Annotated in this window: 20 protein-coding genes and 2 tRNA genes; 9 read left to right on the top strand and 13 right to left on the bottom strand. The window is 64.5% G+C overall.

Going from position 1 to position 13,878, the window contains the following annotated elements; all coding sequences use genetic code 11:
- Positions 1-272 precede the first annotated feature (272 nt).
- Positions 273-512, top strand: coding sequence for a DUF6719 family protein (locus tag ACVMB1_RS17105; protein ID WP_057019632.1), 240 nt, complete (start codon positions 273-275; stop codon positions 510-512).
- A gap of 65 nt (positions 513-577) precedes the next feature.
- Here ACVMB1_RS17105 and ACVMB1_RS17100 read toward each other — a convergent pair whose 3' ends face one another.
- Positions 578-829 carry a hypothetical protein gene (locus tag ACVMB1_RS17100; RefSeq protein ID WP_076831552.1) on the bottom strand — a complete coding sequence of 84 codons (252 nt, stop codon included), beginning with the start codon at positions 827-829 and terminating at the stop codon, positions 578-580.
- A gap of 510 nt (positions 830-1,339) precedes the next feature.
- Here ACVMB1_RS17100 and ACVMB1_RS17095 point away from each other — a divergent pair.
- From ACVMB1_RS17095 to ACVMB1_RS17085, 3 genes are all read left to right on the top strand, one after another.
- A complete protein-coding gene (locus ACVMB1_RS17095; protein WP_076831550.1) occupies positions 1,340-1,708 on the top strand; it encodes a hypothetical protein in 369 nt (122 codons plus the stop codon).
- Entirely contained in the window at positions 1,705-2,553 is an 849-nt protein-coding gene (locus ACVMB1_RS17090; RefSeq protein WP_057019629.1) for an alpha/beta fold hydrolase, read from the top strand. Before ACVMB1_RS17095 ends, ACVMB1_RS17090 begins: the two co-directional genes overlap by 4 nt.
- 101 nt (positions 2,554-2,654) lie before the next feature.
- Positions 2,655-3,815, top strand: coding sequence for a DUF2652 domain-containing protein (locus ACVMB1_RS17085; RefSeq protein ID WP_076831548.1), 1,161 nt, complete (start codon positions 2,655-2,657; stop codon positions 3,813-3,815).
- 35 nt (positions 3,816-3,850) lie between these two features.
- Here ACVMB1_RS17085 and ACVMB1_RS17080 read toward each other — a convergent pair whose 3' ends face one another.
- The 10 genes from ACVMB1_RS17080 to ACVMB1_RS17035 all read right to left on the bottom strand — a co-directional run bounded on the left by ACVMB1_RS17080 (position 3,851) and on the right by ACVMB1_RS17035 (position 7,573).
- Positions 3,851-4,384 carry a hypothetical protein gene (locus ACVMB1_RS17080; protein ID WP_076831546.1) on the bottom strand — a complete coding sequence of 178 codons (534 nt, stop codon included), beginning with the start codon at positions 4,382-4,384 and terminating at the stop codon, positions 3,851-3,853.
- 134 nt (positions 4,385-4,518) lie between these two features.
- Positions 4,519-4,839 (bottom strand): hypothetical protein, encoded by a 321-nt coding sequence (locus ACVMB1_RS17075; RefSeq protein ID WP_244558925.1) that lies wholly within the window; start codon positions 4,837-4,839, stop codon positions 4,519-4,521.
- A gap of 48 nt (positions 4,840-4,887) precedes the next feature.
- The gene (locus ACVMB1_RS17070) at positions 4,888-5,067 is read right to left on the bottom strand and encodes a hypothetical protein (RefSeq protein WP_076831540.1); all 180 of its coding nucleotides are present in this window, start codon (positions 5,065-5,067) and stop codon (positions 4,888-4,890) included.
- 55 nt (positions 5,068-5,122) lie between these two features.
- Entirely contained in the window at positions 5,123-5,311 is a 189-nt protein-coding gene (locus tag ACVMB1_RS17065; RefSeq protein WP_057019624.1) for a hypothetical protein, read from the bottom strand.
- A gap of 175 nt (positions 5,312-5,486) precedes the next feature.
- Positions 5,487-5,732: a hypothetical protein gene (locus tag ACVMB1_RS17060; RefSeq protein WP_076831538.1), complete on the bottom strand. Its 246-nt coding sequence runs from the start codon at positions 5,730-5,732 to the stop codon at positions 5,487-5,489.
- A gap of 68 nt (positions 5,733-5,800) precedes the next feature.
- The gene (locus tag ACVMB1_RS17055; protein ID WP_143271129.1) at positions 5,801-6,034 is read right to left on the bottom strand and encodes a hypothetical protein; all 234 of its coding nucleotides are present in this window, start codon (positions 6,032-6,034) and stop codon (positions 5,801-5,803) included.
- Between the two features lie 14 nt (positions 6,035-6,048).
- Positions 6,049-6,306: a hypothetical protein gene (locus tag ACVMB1_RS17050; protein ID WP_076831532.1), complete on the bottom strand. Its 258-nt coding sequence runs from the start codon at positions 6,304-6,306 to the stop codon at positions 6,049-6,051.
- Positions 6,307-6,519: 213 nt separating this feature from the next.
- Entirely contained in the window at positions 6,520-6,873 is a 354-nt protein-coding gene (locus ACVMB1_RS17045) for a hypothetical protein (RefSeq protein WP_057019621.1), read from the bottom strand.
- 22 nt (positions 6,874-6,895) lie between these two features.
- Positions 6,896-6,970, bottom strand: a tRNA-Thr gene (locus ACVMB1_RS17040).
- A gap of 162 nt (positions 6,971-7,132) precedes the next feature.
- Positions 7,133-7,573, bottom strand: coding sequence for a hypothetical protein (locus ACVMB1_RS17035; protein WP_057019620.1), 441 nt, complete (start codon positions 7,571-7,573; stop codon positions 7,133-7,135).
- A 194-nt stretch (positions 7,574-7,767) separates the two neighbouring features.
- On the opposite strand from ACVMB1_RS17035, the gene ACVMB1_RS17030 reads away from it, so the two are divergent.
- From ACVMB1_RS17030 to ACVMB1_RS17020, 3 genes are all read left to right on the top strand, one after another.
- Positions 7,768-8,508 carry a sulfite exporter TauE/SafE family protein gene (locus ACVMB1_RS17030; RefSeq protein ID WP_057019619.1) on the top strand — a complete coding sequence of 247 codons (741 nt, stop codon included), beginning with the start codon at positions 7,768-7,770 and terminating at the stop codon, positions 8,506-8,508.
- Between the two features lie 365 nt (positions 8,509-8,873).
- Positions 8,874-9,347: a hypothetical protein gene (locus ACVMB1_RS17025; protein ID WP_057019618.1), complete on the top strand. Its 474-nt coding sequence runs from the start codon at positions 8,874-8,876 to the stop codon at positions 9,345-9,347.
- 95 nt (positions 9,348-9,442) lie between these two features.
- Complete coding sequence (locus ACVMB1_RS17020; RefSeq protein WP_194295396.1) at positions 9,443-9,865, top strand: hypothetical protein; 423 nt, start codon at positions 9,443-9,445, stop codon at positions 9,863-9,865.
- Between the two features lie 60 nt (positions 9,866-9,925).
- Here ACVMB1_RS17020 and rlmB read toward each other — a convergent pair whose 3' ends face one another.
- Positions 9,926-10,750 (bottom strand): 23S rRNA (guanosine(2251)-2'-O)-methyltransferase RlmB, encoded by an 825-nt coding sequence (gene rlmB / locus ACVMB1_RS17015; RefSeq protein ID WP_076831529.1) that lies wholly within the window; start codon positions 10,748-10,750, stop codon positions 9,926-9,928.
- 308 nt (positions 10,751-11,058) lie between these two features.
- On the opposite strand from rlmB, the gene ACVMB1_RS17010 reads away from it, so the two are divergent.
- Positions 11,059-11,144: transfer RNA gene (locus tag ACVMB1_RS17010), tRNA-Tyr, on the top strand.
- Between the two features lie 445 nt (positions 11,145-11,589).
- Positions 11,590-12,825: a glycosyltransferase family 87 protein gene (locus tag ACVMB1_RS17005; RefSeq protein WP_253623748.1), complete on the top strand. Its 1,236-nt coding sequence runs from the start codon at positions 11,590-11,592 to the stop codon at positions 12,823-12,825.
- Between the two features lie 40 nt (positions 12,826-12,865).
- On the opposite strand, the gene ACVMB1_RS17000 is transcribed toward ACVMB1_RS17005, so the two are convergent.
- Positions 12,866-13,726, bottom strand: a complete 861-nt coding sequence (locus ACVMB1_RS17000) for a sterol desaturase family protein (RefSeq protein ID WP_244558924.1) — start codon at positions 13,724-13,726, stop codon at positions 12,866-12,868.
- Positions 13,727-13,878 lie beyond the last annotated feature (152 nt).

The following is a 13,878-nucleotide window of genomic DNA, read 5'->3' as shown; positions in this document are numbered from 1 at the left end:
CCTTCGGGTCGGCCTTTTTTGTTGGCCAGCCGCTCGCCCCGGAATGACGACGGATGCGGTGAACCCGTAGCCCGGATGGAGCGCGGTGTAATCCGGGGCAGCCGACCCGACGAAGGAAGTCCCGGATTTCGCTCCGCGCCATCCGGGCTACGACGCTACATTCACCTGATGTTCAGGCCTGATCGTGCAATGCAAAAAATAATTCCTGCATTGCACGGAACTTTCATCGTGCTGCGCTATTATGCGATCGCCGGGCTGGTGGACAAACGAACATGCGTAGTTTTGCGTTAGGGCTGATCCTCTCTGCGGTCTCCGTGCCGTGCCTTGCCCAGACTATCCTCAAATCCGAACCCCTGGCGCTCGCGCCCTATGAGGTCGTGTTCGTGCAGGATGCGTCCTGCTCGGCTGGCAAGGTGCTCAAGGTGACCGGCGCGATCCGGGGTCTGCATCGGCGGAAGATTTGCGTTTCGGTCGCCGCCGAACAGGCCTCGCTGGCGACGGCCACGCCGTAGGCGCGGGCGACCGTACCGATTGCATCCTCGGCCCGCCGCTGCGCGCCGGCCAGCCTGCCGTCTGATCAGTTCAACCGCGGCTCCAGGCGTGCTTCGCGATCGGCATCGGCCTTGTTCTTGGCCGGATCCTCGTTCGGCTCGAGCTGACAGGGCCGGATTTCGTAGTCGTTATCCAGCACCGGGCGCGGCGCGGACTCCTCCTCTCCGGAGATGGCATCCACCACCAAGCCGGATTTCCTGGCCAGTGTCCAGACATCCGCCTCGGTCGGGTAGGCCTTGCTCAGCTTGGCGTCCTGATAAAACAGCGCGTACGGCATTCGTCGTTCCCCAAACAACCGACAACGCCAGCCCCCGTTTTGGGTTTCAGGCAATATCGCCGTTCCGATCACGGAACCGTGAGCGAGCATCCGCGGCAAGCATCTGAAAATATGAGTCATTTCGGTTCTTTCGCGGAAGGGCCTTGAGTCCTTAACGGGTGGTAAACCCCCGAAAAAAGAATCCCCGGGACTCTCCGGGTAGAATCGCCGGATGCTCCGGCCCATGAGAGCAATCCACCAGCCCCCTTACGAACGCGTGCAGCTCGCGCTTGCGGTTGCGCTGCTCGCGGCCTGCGCCGCCAATGTGGCGCTGGTCTGGTCCTGGCTTTAGATATCCTGGCTTTAGATCACCCGGCTCTCGCCAAAATCTGTATGTGGCGGCCACGCGAAAACGCCGGAGCCGCGCGGCGCCGCTGGCGATTGACGGCACCGGCATTCCTCCCATCATTGCCGGCAGAACAAGCGCCCGCCGCGCCCTGCGCGGACGGGCCGCGATCGGGGGGAGCTGATATGATCGACACGCTGAAGGAACGGGTCAACGGCGACGCCGGCCTGGTGCGGCGCGGCCGCTACCTCACCACGACATTGCTGCTCGAGATCGGCGCGGCCGCCTGGCTGATCGCGATCCATGAGGGCCGGATCGTCGCGGTGACGAAGGGCCCGTTCGTGATGCCCTCGTCGTCGTTTGCGCTGCGCACCTCGCAGGCGGAGTGGGACCGGTTCTGCGAAAAGCGGCCGCCGCCGGGCTCGAACGACCTGATGGCGCTGATCAAGCGCCGCGTGCTGAAGGCTGAGGGCGAGCTGCAGATCTTCATGGCGAACCTGCGCTACTTCAAGGAGGCGCTCGGCAAGCTGCGCCGCGAGGGAGTGGCCGCATGAGCGCCAGGTTCGAACCGATCGTCGGCCGTTACATGCATCTGGAGCTGTTCGGCCGGGCCCACCGCGTCTATGTCGAGGAGGCGGGCGAGGGCACGCCGCTGCTCTGCCTGCACACCGCGGGCGCGGACGGGCGGCAATATCGCGGCCTGATGAACGATGCGCGCGTCACGCGCAACCATCGCGTCATCGCCTTCGACATGCCCTGGCACGGCAAGTCGTCGCCGCCGCAGGGCTGGCACGACGAGGAGTACCAGCTCACCTCCGCGCAATATACGACCATGATCCTGGCGGTGATGGACGCGCTCGACCTCGACAGGCCGATCGTGATCGGCTGCTCGATCGGCGGCCGGATCGCGCTGCATCTCGCGCTCGAGCATCCCGAACGTTTCCGCGCCATCATCGGCCTGCAGGCCGGCGCGCATGTCGATCCCTATTACGACCTGAACTTCCTGCACCGGCCGGACGTGCATGGCGGCGAGGTCGCCGCCGCCATCGTCTCGGGCCTCGTCGGCCCCGACGCGCCCGACAAGGAGCGGTGGGAGACGCTGTGGCATTACATGCAGAGCGGGCCCGGCGTGTTCAAGGGCGACCTCTATTTCTACAAGGTCGACGGCGACATCCGGGCCCGCGTCGCCGAGATCGACACCAGACGTTGCCCGCTGTTTCTGTTGTCGGGCGAGTACGACTATTCCTGCACGCCGGAAGAGACGCTGGCGGTGGCGAACAGCATTGCGGGAGCTGAGGCCACCATCATGAAGGGCCTCGGCCATTTCCCGATGAGCGAGAATCCGGGCGAGTTTCTCACGCACCTGCTGCCGGTGCTGGAGAAGATCGGCGGCCGCTAGCGCACGCCCAGGGTTGCTTTGGTCCTCGACCTCGGGCGGCGCGGTATGACAGACTGCGCGTCCGCCCGATTGGGCGTGAACCGGTTGCGCAGGAGGTCCCCATGCTTCCGAAGGCTGAAGCGGCCTATTTCGCGATTGCCGACATCTCCGGCTATACCAACTTCCTCGCGGCGGTCGAGCTCGACCATGCGCAGGATATCATCGCCGATTTCATGGATACGGTGGTGAAAGCGCTGCGCCCGCCGTTCCGCCTCGCCAAGTTCGAAGGCGACGCCGCGTTCGTCTACACCACCGCCGAGACGATCGACGGCTCGCTGCTGCAGGACGCGATCGAGGGCGCCTATTTCAAATTCCGCCGGCGCCTGCGCAGCGTGCGCCAGGCCTCGACTTGCGAGTGTCAGGCCTGCGTCGCGATGGGCGATCTCGATTTCAAGTTCGTTATCCATCATGGCGAGATGGTGAAGCAGAAGATGGGCGGCAGGGAGGAGCTCGCCGGGCGCGACGTCATTCTGGTCCACCGGCTGCTCAAGAACACGGTTGCTGAGAAGATCGGCGGGCGCGCCTACGCGCTCTACAGCGACGCGGCCATCCGCGCGATGGGTGTCGATCCGGTCGCGCAGGGTCTCATCGCCCATCGCGAAACCATCGACGTCATCGGCGACGTGACGCTGTGGGCGCGCGATCTGGAAGCGGCGTGGCGGCAGGAAGACGCGCAAACCCGGATGCAGGTGACGCGCGACGATGCCTACGTCATGCTGGAATTCGACATCGCCGCGCCGCGGCAGACGGTTTGGGAGTTTTTCACCGTGCCCGGGCAATGGCAGAAATGGTGGGACGCCGACACCATCGTCGAGGATTCCGGCAAGGGACGACGCGGTCCCGGCACCAGGAACCACTGCATGCACGGCAACCATACCGTCGTTGAGGAGATGCTCGATTGGCGCCCGCCCGATTATTTCACGGTGGGCATCACGCTTCCGATTCCCGGCGCGCCGCGGATCGTGATGACTCGCGCCGTTCTGGACGGTCCAAACGGAATGACGCATCTGGAGCTGCGGGTCGCCAAACCTAAACCAAAGGATCGAGAGTTCGTCGACGGCGCCGCAGTGAAATACGCCGAACGCATGACCAAGGCGATCGCCGGCTTGCGATCCATGCTGGAAGGGAAGCAGCCTGCCCTCGATGCAGTGGAGGAGCCGGCGTTGACGCGATCGAGCGGACGCTTCCTGACCGAGCCGGTGAAGTCGGGCGTGCGCGGCTGATGCCCAACGCACGGTCCGGGTCTAATGGGGCTGCGTTACTTGCCCGAGCGCGGCAGCTCGTCGATCGCAGCGCGGACCTTGGCCATGGTCGTGGTGCAATATTCCTCGCGCTCCTTCAGGAAGCGCTGCTGCTGGGCGCGGAAATTCGCAACCCGCTCCCGCACCTCGGATCCGAAGTCGCCGCTGATGTCGAGCCTGGCAAAGTGCGGCAGCTGCGCCGGTTGAGGCGGAACTTCGACGACCGTCACCGCCAAAGGCGACGGAGCGGGGGGCAGGCCCTCGATCACGGTCGGCGCCGGAAGCGGAGGCGGTACGACCGCAGCCCGCACCTCAGCCTTGACGCTGAGCGTGGCGACCGCCTCGGCCAAGGCCTGTTCAGCGGCGATCGGCAACGCGGCGGCGGGGGCAGGTGTAGCGGCAGGCGGCGTGGCGGTCGGCTGGGCGGCAGGCGCCGCCGCCGTCCGTGAGGCAGGCGCCGGAAGCTCGGCGTCGGGCAGCTTGCCCTTCACCGACTGTACGAAAGCCATTGTCTGCGCGATCAGGAGATCGCGTTCTTTCATCCACTTCATGGCGCACCCTGAGCGCGCGGATTCCAGCAAAGCAACCGCGCGGAATCAAGCGCTCGCCATCATGATGGTTGACGAAGACGCCTGTTTGGTAGGCGCGGTGACATAATTGTGACACGCCGCGCGGGCGTGGACGGTCAGCGTTGACGGGGATTGGTGTTCGGGACGAACGGGGTACCGACGATCCGGACCGGGGTCTGGGCCAATCCCTGATCCGATGCCGACGCGTGATTCGCAGGCGGTCGCAGCGCGGGGTTCGCCGGCGCGGGTGCCGGATCCAGCAGGGCGACGAGGCCGGCCGCGGCCACGCTGAGCAGCGTGAACGTGCCCAGAAGCAGCAAATTGCGGTCGGATTCGCGGACCCTCATGCGAGGAAAATCGCGTGAAAGGGCATAACGTTCCGAACAAATCCTCAGGGCGTTGTCGAGCGGATTTGGCCTCACCTTGAGGACGAGCATCAGGAGAGGACGAACCGGTAAGCCGTCCGGAACGGGGCGGGGGCCAGCCTAATGGGCCGCCATCGCGGCGGGTACCCGCTCGATGCTGCGGGCCTCGATCAGGTCGGCGTAGCGGCCATATTCCTCGGCCATTTCGAGCAACTTGTCGCGCACCGCGGCGTCGGTCACCTGTCGGGCCAGCCGTCGCGCCTGATCGGATTGGAAGCGGTAATGTGCTGTGTCGGACATGGTGGCGGCTCCTCACATATCTGTAAGGGCCACCCGGCAAAGGTTCATCAAGGCGTCATTGCAGCGTCGGTGGACGATCCGCCGGGGGAGCCGACGTGACCGGCGCCGTCTTGTCCTCGCGGACCTCGACTTCGAACCAGCCCATCTCCTTCAGCTCGCGAGCCTTCTTCTCGGCCGCGTCTTCGCTGTCGCGCTTCAGCACGATTCGGCTGGTGCCATCTCGGGCAAGGATCAAATAGGTCATTGGCAGAGTCCCACCCCGCATTCTGCATACCCCGTTTGGGGCCGCAAGGACAGAAGCAAGGCGAGGGATGGGTGATCCTACGGGAAGGATCCCACGATTCCTGCCAGGGGAGTGTCGCAGCGGCTTTCCGAACCGGCCCTGCGGCGCAGCGCCGGTTCGGAAAGGGCGAACTGCCTCAGCGCTTCACCACCACGTCGATGTGGCGGTTCCTGTCGTCCCACCGGCCGCTCTGCAGGCAGCTCTCGCGGTAGCTGTCGCAGATGGCGAGGTCGCCGCCATGGGTGCGATTCCAGGTCTTGCAGGTCGACGCGATGTAGGTGCAGGTGCATTTGCCCGACGCGCATTGGCGCTCGACAGCGGTTTCGGCGGTGGCCGCCGAAATGGTGGCGGCGAAAGTTGCGAGCAAGATCAGCAATCTCATGGTGATTCCTCAAAATGGTGAAGTCTGGTCGGCGATAATTTCAGGCCGATCAGGATTGGCGATGTGCCTTAGCGTTGGGTGCAGACGAAGCGGGTGCCGTTCTTCGTCGTGCCGGTGGCCCGGCTGCCCTTCTTCGCGACAGGATAGTTGTTGCCGTTCGGGAAGCCGGTGAGACGGATATAGGCACTATCGCCGCCATCGTACGACCCCGAGATCAGACCCGGGGCGGAGCAGGTCCAGCCTGCGGCGCTTGCCGGGATGCAGCCGATGGCAAGCAAAGCGAGGGCGAGTCCGATTCTCATCTCACCCTCGAGCATCATCGATAGCCCGCGCTGAAGTTATGGTCGCGAATGCCGATCGCCTTGGCCTGTGCTGCGGACACCCGATCCCGACACTGGATGTATCTCAGGACCTGCGCGTCGGTGCCTGCGGAGTGCGCGCGCCACATGTCGAGATTGAAGCCGTTCTTGGCCATGCAGGCCTGGGAGTGAGGGCTGTCATTGCGCTCCCTGGCGCTCGCCGGAGCGACGGCCAGTGTGGACAAGACAATCGCGGTGCAGAAAGCAATCTTCATTCGGAAATTCCCAAAGATGAAAGTGCCGGAACAATAGCCAGCGGGAACAAAATCACAAGTAGTCGTTGCGAGATGACTCAACGTTCTCGCTAGCGCTTCCTGCAAAACATTGCGAAGCGCAGGGTCGTTGCATTGGCTAGCGGTGAGCGCGATCGACGACGTGGCACTCCCGGCGACCGGAATACTACGGCTCGCTCTGTACATTGTGGGCAATCAGGCGATGCGCTTTGATTGAATCGCGACGACATGTTCGAATCGCACCGGGAACGACGCGGCGGTAGGCCGCGCATATCTGATGGAGGACGCGATGCCCAGGCACTTCGGTTTGAAGGCAGCATCGGCCGCAGGACGGTCGGCGTTCACGGGGTCATCAAGGGATTTGCAGCAGCGGACTGCTTCGGCGTCGGCTTCGAAGAAGCATGCTCTGGACAGCGCTGCAGCGTCGAAGCACGCTTCCCCATGCTCGGAACTGCCGTATTCGCCTGCGAGCTGGCGGGGCTGCTGCGGTCGACGGTCGATCTCGGCAGACTGAAGCTGTGTCGCGGCGGCCAGATGGCGGAAATCCAAGCCAGCGGAAATCCAAGCCAATTGGTGCCGGCTGAGGGGATTGAACCCCCGACCTTCAGTTTACAAAACTGCTGCTCTACCGCTGAGCTAAGCCGGCGAATTGGGAATGATTTGCGCGCTCGAATAGCAGACTTGGCGCGCCAGAGCCAGAACCAAGGCTTGAACCGAGCAGGCGAGAAGCGATCGCGCCCCCGTGTCGGCCCGACAGCAAAAGGCGGCCCGCGGGCCGCCTTTTGCGCCGTCGGCCTAGTCAGCTGAGCTACTGGCAGGGATGCTGGCGGCCGTCGCTGCCGCGGAACCAGGTGCCGGGGGTGCAGACAAAGCCGTTTTGCCGGGCATATTCGGCGCCGCCGATCGGGGCGCGGGCATAGTCGGGGCCGCCGAACGGGGCGGTGGCGACCGCAGCCGCCGTGCCGACCGCGCCGCCGACGACGCCACCGGCCACGCGGGCCGCGGCGTCGACAGGCGCGAACGGGCCGGGGTCATAGCGGTTGTAGCTGCCCTGCCAGCCTCGGTCCCGCCGATCGATGCGCTGGTGATAGGCGGTGCGGGTGGTGGCCGGTGCCGTCGCCTGGCATCGGGCGTCCGGCCAGGCGTTCGAGCAGCGCGCGGGGGTGCCGATCGTCTGTTGCGCCATCGCCGGGCTCGCCAGCGCCGAGGCGAGCAGGGCTGCTGCGCCGAGGATTTTGAATTGTGTCATGCGAAATCTCCTCTCGTCGTCGAGAGCTAATCTCGCGGTGCCGCGCCTGTTCCAGCGCGGCCTTGCCCTGTGTTCAAAGCAGTGTGAAGTTCACCAGGCTCGTGCGCATGATGCGTTCCGGAGCATGCTGCCTTTGACGAGAATTGCGTGTACAGCGGTGAACGGACTGATGTCGGTGCCGACGCGGGGGATTGATGTTCGGAATTTTGAGTCTTGGCTTTCTGCTCGGCATGCAGCATGCGCTGGAGCCGGATCATATCGCGGCGGTATCGAGCATCGCGGCCCGCCGCAGCCATGTCGGTGACATCGTCAAGCACGGGCTGACCTGGGGACTTGGCCACACGCTCACTTTGTTCATCTTTGCCGGCGCCGCGATCCTGCTCGGGCGCGCGATCCCGGAAACGGTCGCACAGCCGATCGAGACCGCGGTCGGTATCATGCTGGTCGGCCTCGGCGCGCATGTGTGGTGGCGGCTGTGGCGCGACCGCGTGCACTTCCACACCCATTCGCACGGCGACGGCACGACGCACTTCCACGCCCACAGCCATGCCGGTGAAGCCGCATCCACCGTGGCGCTTGCGTCCACCGTGGCGCGTGCGTCCACCGTGCCGCACGTCCGCGCCGCGCACAGCCATGCGCACGGCTTCCGCTGGCGCACGCTCCTGGTCGGCCTGATGCACGGCATGGCCGGCTCGGCGGCGCTCCTGGTGCTGACGGTGTCGCAGGCCCCAAGTCCGGTGATCGGGCTCGGCTATGTCGCGCTGTTCGGCATCGGCTCCATGATCGGCATGGGCGTGCTGTCCAGCGTGATCGCGGTGCCGCTCGCAGCCTCGGCGCGCTGGCTGACCTGGGCCAATCGCGGCCTGCAAATGGCGGTCGGCGCGGTCACGATCGCGATCGGCGTCCACGCGATCGTCGAGAACGCCTTCACCTGACGGGTAGGCGGCTTCCCGAAGCAAGATGACGTTGCGTCGATTTGAGCGACAGAGTCTGCGTCACCTCGCCCCGCGTGCGGGGAGAGGTCGGAACGCATCGTCAGATGCGTTCCGGGTGAGGGGGACTCTCCGTAAACGTAGCTATCACCGTATCCGCGGAGCCCCTCACCCCAACCCTCTCCCCGTAAGAACGGGGAGAGAGGGCACTTCGGCGCCCGTTAACGATTTCTGATTCCGCACGGCCGCATTGACCGGATGCCGATGCTTACGCGTTAGGCTTACCGGCAGTTTGGCCGGCGTCCTTAACCCTTCCGCCAAGCCGTTGGATTAGGTTGTGGTGGAACAATTCGGGACGCTGGGTGAACATGCGCGCAAGTCTTGCGCTGGCGATATTGGCTGCGATGAGCTCGACGGCGCTGGCCGGCGGCGGCTTCGACATTGTCGTGCCGGTGCGGCCCGGCGTGCCGATCATCATTAACGGCGTCGACGCCTCCTACGCCGTGGTCGAAAGCGCGATGGGGCTCGCTCGCAACGAGTCGATGGTGCCGACCGTCTATGGCGGCCGCCCGATCGATCCCCAGCCAAATGTCGGCCACTATTATCCGAGCCTCGGCCGCATGCCGGGTTACGGCCGCCTCGAGATCGAGCCGCCGGCCAACCGCCGCCTGCCCAAGCCGGCCGAGAGCTACCATCAATCGTGGGGGGCGGAATCGGCTCCGCTGCCGGCACAGTCCAACGTGCCGGTCGATCCGCCGCCGGTGATCTACGCGCCGGAGTTCAACGGGCCGCGGCCGCTGCCGCGCCCGTTCCCGCGGCCACCGCGACCCCGAGGATTCTGACATCGACTGCCCGAAATCAAGAGCCCCGCGAAACGGGGGTCCTGAATAGCCATCAAGAGCTACGCGACGAACAGAGAGACCTACAGGAGAGAGTAATGCGTCAAATGATCAAAGGACTGATTGCGGCGGTGGCCGTCATGCTGAGCGCGCCCGCAATGGCGTGCGGTTTCAACCCTTGCGGCTATTCCGCGCCCGTCGTGAATTACGGCTGCGGTGGTTGCGGCGGTGGCTACTATGGCGGCTACGGCTACGGCGCCGTCGAACGTCTGCCCGACCCGGATGCCGCTTATCCCAGCGCGGCGCAGCAATACTATTACGTCAACCAGGGACCGACCTACACCGGTCCGGGCAACTGGGCACCGCGCCCGTACTACCGCGAAGGTTACGGCCGCCCGTATTACGGCTATCGCCGCTATGGCTACCGTCACTACGGCTACCGCCATCACTACGGCTATCGTTCGCACTACGGCTATCGCTACGGCCGCTACGGCCATCCGGTGCTGCGCCGCTACTATTGATCCGATCGTCAGTTCGAGACATCAGCGCCCGTTCGCGTCACGCGAGCGGGCGTTTGTCGTTCACATCAGCCCGAGCCGGCTGGCGCCGATATAGAGCGCGAGCACACAGGCGTTCGACACGTTGAGGCTCTTGATCTCGCCGGGCATGTCGAGGCGGGCGACGAGGCGGCAGGTCTCGCGCGTCAATTGCCGCAAGCCCTTGCCTTCGGCGCCGAGCACCAGCGCGAGCGGCGCTTGCAGCGCGGCCTTGCCGAGATCCTCGGTCCCCTCGCTGTCGAGGCCGACGGTCTGGAAGCCGCGCTCGTTCAACTCGTTCAGCGCGCGCGCCAGGTTCTGCACGGTGACAACAGGCACCAACTCGAGCGCGCCGGAGGCGGACTTCGCCAGCACGCCGGTCGCCTCCGGGCTGTGACGGGCGGTGGTGACGATCGCCTTCACCGCGAACGCCGCGGCCGAGCGCAGGATGGCGCCGACATTGTGCGGATCGGTGATCTGGTCGAGCACCAGCACGATGCCCTCCAGCGCCAGCGTGTCGATGCCGGGCGAGGGCAGGGGATCAGCCTCCGCCAGGAGGCCCTGATGCACCGCATCGGGGGTGAGGCGCCGGTCGATCTCGCTGGGCCGGACGATCTCGGGGGTGACGCGGGTCGCGATGTCTTCGTCGGCGAGGCGCTTGGCCGCGTTCTCGGTGAGGTAAAGCTTGCGGATATGGCGGTCGGGGTTGGCAAGCGCCGCCGACACGGTGTGCCAGCCGTACAGAATCACCGGCCCGTCGGAACCGGATTCGCGTTCCCGCCGGGCCGGCGGGCGGCCGAATTTCGGCCCTTTTTGGAAGGGTTTACCGCCCTTGCCTCGGAAATTGGGTTTGCGGTCGCGATCGCTCATGTGAGGCTTGTGTCACGGCTCCCGAATGTTGGCAATTTTACACAGCGTTTTCGAGCGAAGTGGGGTCCGGTTCGCGTGAAGAAAACGCGACAAAACAAGAAACTAGCCGCAAGACTCACGACTTTGGAACAGAGATCGCCCGAGCCTGCAAAAGTATCCCAATTAGATGGCTGGCTTGGTTGACTTTGGGGACCGCCTTCCCCCATAAACGCGCCCGACCGCGCACCCGCTTCGGGTCGGCCGGTTATCAGCGTCATTTCGATGACCGGTCCGCCGCCACTCGCGCGGCCGGTCTGATGCTGTTGGACGGGGGAGTGTCCCGAGTGGCAAAGGGAGCTGACTGTAAATCAGCCGCCTCATGGCTTCGCAGGTTCGAGTCCTGCCTCCCCCACCAGCCTTCGCTCGCTTCGCGAGCTACGGCTCGGCAGGCCGGGAAAACTCCATCGTAGCGAAGTGAGCGAAGGCTGCCACGCCATAGCCCGAAGGGCGACGGCGGGCTGTATCGGCGAGGCATGAGTCGCTTCGCGAGCGACGGCTCGGCAGGCCGGGAAAACTCCATCGTAGCGAAGTGAGTGAAGGCTGCCACGCCATAGCCCGAAGGGCGACGGCGGTCTGTATCGGCGAGGCATGAGGCGCTTCGCGACCCACGGCTCGGCAAGCCCGGAAAACTCCATCGTAGCGACGTGAGCGAAGCTAGGCCACAGCCCGCTCATCCATTCGACACCCGCTTCTTCACCCTATCCGCGCAAACAGCTCCAGCCGCCGCCGGCGTTCCGTTGCTCGGCCCGCGAGTGCAATGGTAGATTGCGCCATTTCATGATTGAGCCGTTTCAGAGGATATGAAGAAAATTTTGCACTGGGACGCTTCTGCAGGAGATGACCCGGCGCTGATGGTTGCCTGCGCTGTCTTGCTCGGGGTCTCGATCCTGGTTTCGATACCGGCATTTGTCGGTGGTGGCGGCCAGGCCGGAATCGATTTTTCATGTTTCTGGGGCGCGGGCGCGATGGCGCTCGAAGGCCATGCGGCGGCGGCCTACGATTGGGAGCAGCTGCATCAGCAACTTGTTCTCCGGCTGCAATCCCTCAATCACGCTCCGTATCCTTACGATCAGGTACCGGTTCCGTTCTTTTATCCGCCGGTGTTTTTCCTGGTTGTGGCGCCGCTGGCGCTGCTGCCGTTTCCGATCGCGTTCTGGGTCTGGAGCGCAGCGAAGCTGTCTTGCTGGCTGCTCGTCGTTCATGCCATCCGGCCGCGCTCCGCCGCGCTGCTGCTGGCACTCGCTGCTCCGCCAGTATTCTACGACTTCATTTCCGGCCAAAGCGCACTGCTCGCCGCATCGCTGCTCGGCGGCATCCTGCTGACATTGGACAGGCGTCCGCTTCTCAGTGGAATCCTGATCGCGCTGCTCATCTTCAAACCTCAGTATGGCGTGCTGCTTCCCTTCGTGCTGATCGCCACCGGACGTTGGCGCGTCGTCATCACCGCCTCTCTGGTGATTCCGGTCCTCCTGCTGCTCGCCGGGCTGATCTTCGGTTGGGATACCTTCGATGGATTCCGCGCCGCCGCCACCTTCGCCACGACGCAATTCCACCTCAGTGGCGCGCTGCCATGGTACAAACTGCAGAGTGTGTACGGGCTCTTGAGAGACGCCGGCCTTGGCTACGGTTTGGCGATGGCGGTCCACGTCGCCATCGCATCGGTAGTTGCGATCGGGGTGCTGATCATTTGGCGCAGCCATGTCAGCTTCGCCGTAAAGGCCGCGAGCCTGCTGGCGGCAACGCCGCTGATTTCTCCTTACTTCGCGATCTACGATATGCCGATCCTGGTGGTCGCGTTGCTCTTTCTCATGAACGCCAGCGCGGGCCGCCTCGCGTCGCGTTCGGGTCGAAGCGCCTTCCGGATCGCTGTCAGCGTCGTCTTCGTATTGGGATACGCTTTCCCGTTCGTGCGCACGCCTCTCGGCCCCATGATGTGCGCAACCGTGATCGCGCTGATCTGGACGAGATACCGGCAAGAGGCCGGCGAGACAGCTACAGGCGAGGGATTGCGAAAATCTGCAACCGTTGGAGGCTAGTGTCCTGATCGCGAACAGTCCGCGGCGAAGATCATCACGATCAGCCGTCCTGGTGCGCCGGCGGCGTTGCCGTGCCGGGCACAGCCTCCGCGCCAACCGGGCGCCTGGTGCCCGACGGATCGTCGCGCTTGAGCATCGAGGCCCAGGCGAAAAATGGATAGGCCAAAAGCGCCAGGTATCTCGTGGGCATCGGATGATCGACGCCGAATGCCGTCGGCTTCTGCCCTTCCGGAAGATAGAGGCTGCCGAACAGCACATCGTAGAACGAGAACAGCCCGGCGTAGTTCTTGTCCCTGGCTTCCTGCTCGCTGCTGTGGTGCCAGTGATGAAACTCCGGCGATACCAGGACGTGGCGTAGCGGGCCGTAGCCCAGGCGCACGTTGGCGTGCGCGAGCCAGGACTGCCAGTAGTAGATCGCAAGATAGGTCCCGATCGCCTCCGCGGAGAAACCGAGCGCGAACAGCGGAAACAGCGAACCAACCTTCATGAAGGTCACGTCAAGCGGGTGCTGGTGGATCGCGGCGAGCCAGTCCAGCTCTTCGACGGCGTGATGAACGGCATGGATGCGCCACATGGCAGGCACGACATGCAGGATGCGGTGGGTCCAGTAGATGCCGAGATCCCCGATCACGATCGCGATGGGCGCCTGAGCCCAATACGGGAGATCGCTGACCGCCTGCTTGACGGCCGAGGGCAGAATCGATTGATTGACCAGCGTCGCCAGTGCGATGATCGCGGTCACGCCGACGAACACCAGCCAGCCGTTGAGCAACAGGAAGGCCATATCGGTCGAAAGACCACGCCTGAAGATCTTCTGCTGCCTCGCTGCAAAGAGTTGCTCGAACGGCACGAAGATCAAGGGCGCCAGCAAAAGCTGATATTGTTCCAATAACTCGCGCATTCAAATGGCCACATGAAATGGCGACAGCCTACCACCCCGGTCCCCGATGCCGTCAATCGGAAACCAAACCCGGGTTGTGGGAGCGTTAATCAGCATCCCCGTGCCGCTACGGGGATCACCGGTGTCCGGGAGCCGGGTTCGTCCGCATGCCC

The organism is Bradyrhizobium sp. USDA 4504 (genome assembly GCF_054063995.1).
Note: the sequence above shows the minus strand (reverse complement) of the source record. Positions and strands in the feature narration are given on the sequence as shown.

What these genes read in the sequence shown, in the direction of transcription:
- rlmB (WP_076831529.1), bottom strand. Translation starts at nt 10,750, where the DNA reads ATGAGCGATCGCGACCGCAAACCCAATTTCCGAGGCAAGGGCGGTAAA.
- ACVMB1_RS17050 (WP_076831532.1), bottom strand. Translation starts at nt 6,306, where the DNA reads ATGAAGATTGCTTTCTGCACCGCGATTGTCTTGTCCACACTGGCCGTC.
- ACVMB1_RS17065 (WP_057019624.1), bottom strand. Translation starts at nt 5,311, where the DNA reads ATGACCTATTTGATCCTTGCCCGAGATGGCACCAGCCGAATCGTGCTG.
- ACVMB1_RS17080 (WP_076831546.1), bottom strand. Translation starts at nt 4,384, where the DNA reads ATGAAGTGGATGAAAGAACGCGATCTCCTGATCGCGCAGACAATGGCT.
- ACVMB1_RS17090 (WP_057019629.1), top strand. Translation starts at nt 1,705, where the DNA reads ATGAGCGCCAGGTTCGAACCGATCGTCGGCCGTTACATGCATCTGGAG.
- ACVMB1_RS17105 (WP_057019632.1), top strand. Translation starts at nt 273, where the DNA reads ATGCGTAGTTTTGCGTTAGGGCTGATCCTCTCTGCGGTCTCCGTGCCG.
- ACVMB1_RS17035 (WP_057019620.1), bottom strand. Translation starts at nt 7,573, where the DNA reads ATGACACAATTCAAAATCCTCGGCGCAGCAGCCCTGCTCGCCTCGGCG.
- ACVMB1_RS17020 (WP_194295396.1), top strand. Translation starts at nt 9,443, where the DNA reads ATGCGTCAAATGATCAAAGGACTGATTGCGGCGGTGGCCGTCATGCTG.
- ACVMB1_RS17095 (WP_076831550.1), top strand. Translation starts at nt 1,340, where the DNA reads ATGATCGACACGCTGAAGGAACGGGTCAACGGCGACGCCGGCCTGGTG.
- ACVMB1_RS17000 (WP_244558924.1), bottom strand. Translation starts at nt 13,726, where the DNA reads ATGCGCGAGTTATTGGAACAATATCAGCTTTTGCTGGCGCCCTTGATC.
- ACVMB1_RS17030 (WP_057019619.1), top strand. Translation starts at nt 7,768, where the DNA reads ATGTTCGGAATTTTGAGTCTTGGCTTTCTGCTCGGCATGCAGCATGCG.
- ACVMB1_RS17070 (WP_076831540.1), bottom strand. Translation starts at nt 5,067, where the DNA reads ATGTCCGACACAGCACATTACCGCTTCCAATCCGATCAGGCGCGACGG.
- ACVMB1_RS17055 (WP_143271129.1), bottom strand. Translation starts at nt 6,034, where the DNA reads ATGAGAATCGGACTCGCCCTCGCTTTGCTTGCCATCGGCTGCATCCCG.
- ACVMB1_RS17025 (WP_057019618.1), top strand. Translation starts at nt 8,874, where the DNA reads ATGCGCGCAAGTCTTGCGCTGGCGATATTGGCTGCGATGAGCTCGACG.
- ACVMB1_RS17005 (WP_253623748.1), top strand. Translation starts at nt 11,590, where the DNA reads ATGAAGAAAATTTTGCACTGGGACGCTTCTGCAGGAGATGACCCGGCG.
- ACVMB1_RS17060 (WP_076831538.1), bottom strand. Translation starts at nt 5,732, where the DNA reads ATGAGATTGCTGATCTTGCTCGCAACTTTCGCCGCCACCATTTCGGCG.
- ACVMB1_RS17075 (WP_244558925.1), bottom strand. Translation starts at nt 4,839, where the DNA reads ATGCTCGTCCTCAAGGTGAGGCCAAATCCGCTCGACAACGCCCTGAGG.
- ACVMB1_RS17085 (WP_076831548.1), top strand. Translation starts at nt 2,655, where the DNA reads ATGCTTCCGAAGGCTGAAGCGGCCTATTTCGCGATTGCCGACATCTCC.
- ACVMB1_RS17100 (WP_076831552.1), bottom strand. Translation starts at nt 829, where the DNA reads ATGCCGTACGCGCTGTTTTATCAGGACGCCAAGCTGAGCAAGGCCTAC.